Source organism: Pandoraea sp. B-6 (assembly GCF_000282835.1).
In the GTDB taxonomy this organism is placed as follows: Bacteria; Pseudomonadota; Gammaproteobacteria; order Burkholderiales; family Burkholderiaceae; genus Pandoraea; species Pandoraea cepalis.
Window position 1 is genome coordinate 94,514 of record NZ_KB290519.1, and the last position, 3,539, is coordinate 98,052.

Annotated in this window: 2 protein-coding genes, 2 pseudogenes and 2 riboswitches; all 4 genes and pseudogenes read right to left on the reverse strand. The window is 66.3% G+C overall.

Translation table 11 applies throughout. From position 1 onward, the window contains the following. Positions 1 to 899 (reverse strand): annotated as a pseudogene (locus A985_RS25215) (glycine dehydrogenase (aminomethyl-transferring)); the annotation flags it as partial. Between the two features lie 97 nt (positions 900 to 996). After that, complete coding sequence (gcvH, locus tag A985_RS0111825) at positions 997 to 1,380, reverse strand: glycine cleavage system protein GcvH (protein ID WP_017233613.1); 384 nt, start codon at positions 1,378 to 1,380, stop codon at positions 997 to 999. Positions 1,381 to 1,457: 77 nt separating this feature from the next. Beyond that, a complete protein-coding gene (gene gcvT, locus A985_RS0111830) occupies positions 1,458 to 2,564 on the reverse strand; it encodes a glycine cleavage system aminomethyltransferase GcvT (protein ID WP_017233614.1) in 1,107 nt (368 codons plus the stop codon). Between the two features lie 137 nt (positions 2,565 to 2,701). After that, a riboswitch (glycine riboswitch) is annotated at positions 2,702 to 2,838 on the reverse strand. 8 nt (positions 2,839 to 2,846) lie between these two features. Further along, a riboswitch (glycine riboswitch) is annotated at positions 2,847 to 2,943 on the reverse strand. A 151-nt stretch (positions 2,944 to 3,094) separates the two neighbouring features. Further along, positions 3,095 to 3,539 (reverse strand): annotated as a pseudogene (locus A985_RS0111835) (hypothetical protein); the annotation flags it as partial.

A 3,539-nucleotide genomic window follows, 5' to 3' on the forward strand; every position in this document is an offset into this window, starting at 1 on the left:
AGGTAGGCGGCGTGCGGGCCACCAAAGCCCATCGGCACGCCAAAGCGCTGGCTGTTGCCAACGGCGACGTCAGCGCCCCACTCGCCCGGCGGCGTGAGCAGCGTGAGCGAGAGCAGATCGGCGGCGGCGATCAGCATGCCGCCCTTGGCGTGGATCGCGTCGGCCAGCGCGCGATAGTCGCGCACGTCGCCGCCCACGCCGGGGTATTGCACGAGCACGCCGAACGCATCGACATCGGCCGCGGCGGCCACCGGGCCGACCTGCACTTCGAAGCCCAGCGGCTTGGCGCGCGTTTGCACGACTTCGATGGTTTGCGGCAACACGTCATCGGCGACGAAGAACGTGTTCGACTTCGACTTGCCGGTACGCTTGACCAGCGTCATCGCCTCGGCGGCGGCAGTCGCTTCGTCGAGCATCGACGCGTTGGCGATCGCCAGCCCCGTCATGTCGATGATCATCTGCTGATAGTTGAGCAGCGCTTCGAGACGGCCTTGCGAGATTTCCGGCTGATACGGCGTATAGGCCGTGTACCAGGCCGGATTTTCCAGCACGTTGCGCAGGATCACGCCCGGCGTGAACGTGTTGGCGTAGCCCTGACCGATGAACGACTTGAACACCTGGTTCTGGCTGGCCAGCGCGCGCAGTTGCGCCAGCGCCTGCGATTCGGTTTGCGCGGCGGCGAACGGGCCGAGCGACTGGGCGAAGCGCGCGCCGTCGCGACGGATCGACGCGGGGACCACGGCGTCGATCAATGCGGCACGCGACGCGTAGCCCAGCTCGGCGAGCATCGCCTGTTGTTCGGGGGTGTCCGGGCCGATGTGGCGCGCGGAGAAGTTGTCGCGCTGCTCCAGCTCGGAGAGCGAGCGGCGCGGCGCTTGCAGGTCAGTCAAAGCATTCATGGGTCAGATCTCTCGTTCGATCACGGCAAGTGACGGCGGGGGCGGCAGCCGGGACGGTGCCGCGCGAACCGAAGGTCTCGCGGCACCGCCCGGGGCATCAGCCGCCGATTTTCTTGGCGTATTGTTCAGCGCCCAGCAGCTTGTCCAGCTCGGCCGTGTTCGACGGCTTCAGACGGAACAGCCAGTTGCCGTAAGCGTCGGTGTTGACCAGATCGGGCGAGCCGGACACTTCGGTGTTGGTCTCGAGGATCTCGCCGCTGACCGGCGAGTGCACGTCGGCCGCTGCCTTGACCGATTCGATCACGGCCGAGGCTTCGTCCGCCGCCACGGTGCGGCCGATGTCAGGCAGTTCGACGAACACGATGTCGCCCAGGGATTCCTGCGCGAAATCGGTAATGCCCACGGTCACGGTGCCGTCGGCTTCGAGGCGGGCCCATTCGTCGGACTCGGTGTACTTCAGGTTATCGGGGATATTCGCCATGTTGACGCTCCGGGATTCAGTGTTTGGGGTATTCGGTTATCGGTAATTCGTGTCGCCGCACCGTGGCGCCGTGTTGCTCAGGCCACCACGGCCTTGCCGTGACGCACGAACGGTAATTTGACCACACGTGCGGGCAATTGCTTGTCACGAATTTGCACTTGGACCGTCGCGCCGTCCGGCACGCCCTTCGGCAAACGGGCGAACGCGATCGATTGCTGCAGGCTCGGACTGAACGTGCCGCTGGTGATTTCGCCGTCGCCCGCCTCGGTCACCACGACCTGGTGCGCGCGCAGCACACCGCCCTTGCCGTCGAGCACGAGGCCCGCGAAGCGCCACGTCTGGCCGCGCGAGAGCAGGGAGTCCTTGCCGACGAACGTGCGATCGCTTTCCTTCTCGACGGTCCAGCCCAGGCCGGCGTCCAGCGGCGACACGTCGTCGTCCATGTCCTGGCCGTACAGGTTCATGCCGGCTTCGAGACGCAACGTGTCGCGCGCGCCCAGCCCGGCCGGACGCACGCCCGCCGCGACCAGCGCGTTCCACAGCGCGGCCACGTGATCGGCGTTCACGATCACTTCGAAGCCGTCTTCGCCGGTATAGCCGGTGCGCGCGATCATCAACTCGCCGAACGCCGTGTCCTTGGCGAAAGCGGCATTGAACGGCTTGAGCGCTTCGCTCGCGGCCTGGCTGCCCGGTACCGCTTGCCACACCTTGGCGCGGGCGTTCGGGCCCTGGACCGCCACGATCGACAGATCGCGGCGCGGAATGATCGTCAGGCTGTAATCGCCGTGCGCGTTGAGCTGACCGATCCAGGCGAGATCCTTGTCGGCGGTGCCGGCGTTGACCACCACGCGGAACCAGTCTTCGGCGATGAAATAGATGATGAGGTCGTCGATCACGCCGCCGCTCGGGTTGAGCATGCAGGTGTAGAGCGCCTTGCCCGGGGTTTGCAGCTTGTCGACGTTGTTGGCGACAGCGTAGCGCAGGAATTCGCGGCAGCTCGGGCCATGCAGATCGACCACGCACATGTGCGAGACGTCGAACATGCCGGCATCGGTGCGCACGGCGTTGTGCTCTTCGATCTGGGAGCCGTAGTTCACGGGCATGTCCCAGCCGCCGAAGTCGACCATGCGGGCGCCTGCGGCGCGGTGCGTATCGTTGAGCGGAGTGCGTTTGAGTTCGGTCATCGGGGCATCAAGGCATCAAGGGTCAGGCATGTCGGAATACGGCGTCCGACAATGCAAAAAGGGGTCATCTCGACGACCGGCACTTTCCGCGTCCGGCGCGTGCATGTGCACGAGCCCGGCGCAATGCCAGTTGGCGAGATGACCCCTCTGTCCTTGGTACCTGAGAGATTGCCCGGTGCGTGCGGCGCGCTGTGCGCCATGCCGCTCGTGCCGGCCCCTTCGGTGGGTTGTCCGCGTGCCACGCACGCTGCAACCGCTCTCCAGAGATCGAAGGCGATGCCTTCGGCGCGGACGGTCCTTGATGCCTGAGAGTTTGTGGGTATTACCCCTTCGGCGGCCCCGGCATGTGCTTCCCGGTGCGCTCTCCCGACCACGCTCGCGCACTTTACGGCGAAAGACGAAGGCTGTCAATTTGATGCGGATTACCTGAGCGCCAATCGGCGTTGAACACCGTCGGACGGGCTTTCCCAGTCCTTCGTCGCGCACGGGGAAATGGGCGCTTTTTTGATCGCGCCGGGCGCGTGCGCCGGTCAGCGTGACTCGCCTGGATTCGTGCCCGCCGGACAGCCATTCTTGCCCCAGCGTCCGTTACACACCGTCCACACACAGCGCTGCTTCGGTATTACCTCATACCAGCGATAGCGGTCGCACTGCGCAAGCGCTGCGGCCACGGCACTGGCCGTCGACGGCGCCACTGCCGGTGATGCCACCGGTGCCGCGCCCGGCTGGGCTTCGGCGGCGATCGAGCCAATATCGTTGTTGTCGAAATGCGCGGGAAGATCGACATTGGCCGGCGGACGCGCCGTATTGCCGACCGCACCTGCCCCTGCGCGGCGGCTGAGCAGTTGCATCATGTCGTCCGGCGCGTTGTTGCGGGTCGGGGGCGATGTGGGCGCCGTGACAGCGGCAGTCAACGCTGCGGTGGCCGCCGAGGCGGTGAGCGGCGCGGGCTGGTTGGCCGAAGCGACGTCGGCC

Excerpts from the sequence above, each read along its gene's own strand:
- gcvH (WP_017233613.1), bottom strand. The coding sequence starts at position 1,380 with ATGGCGAATATCCCCGATAACCTGAAGTACACCGAGTCCGACGAATGG.
- gcvT (WP_017233614.1), bottom strand. The coding sequence starts at position 2,564 with ATGACCGAACTCAAACGCACTCCGCTCAACGATACGCACCGCGCCGCA.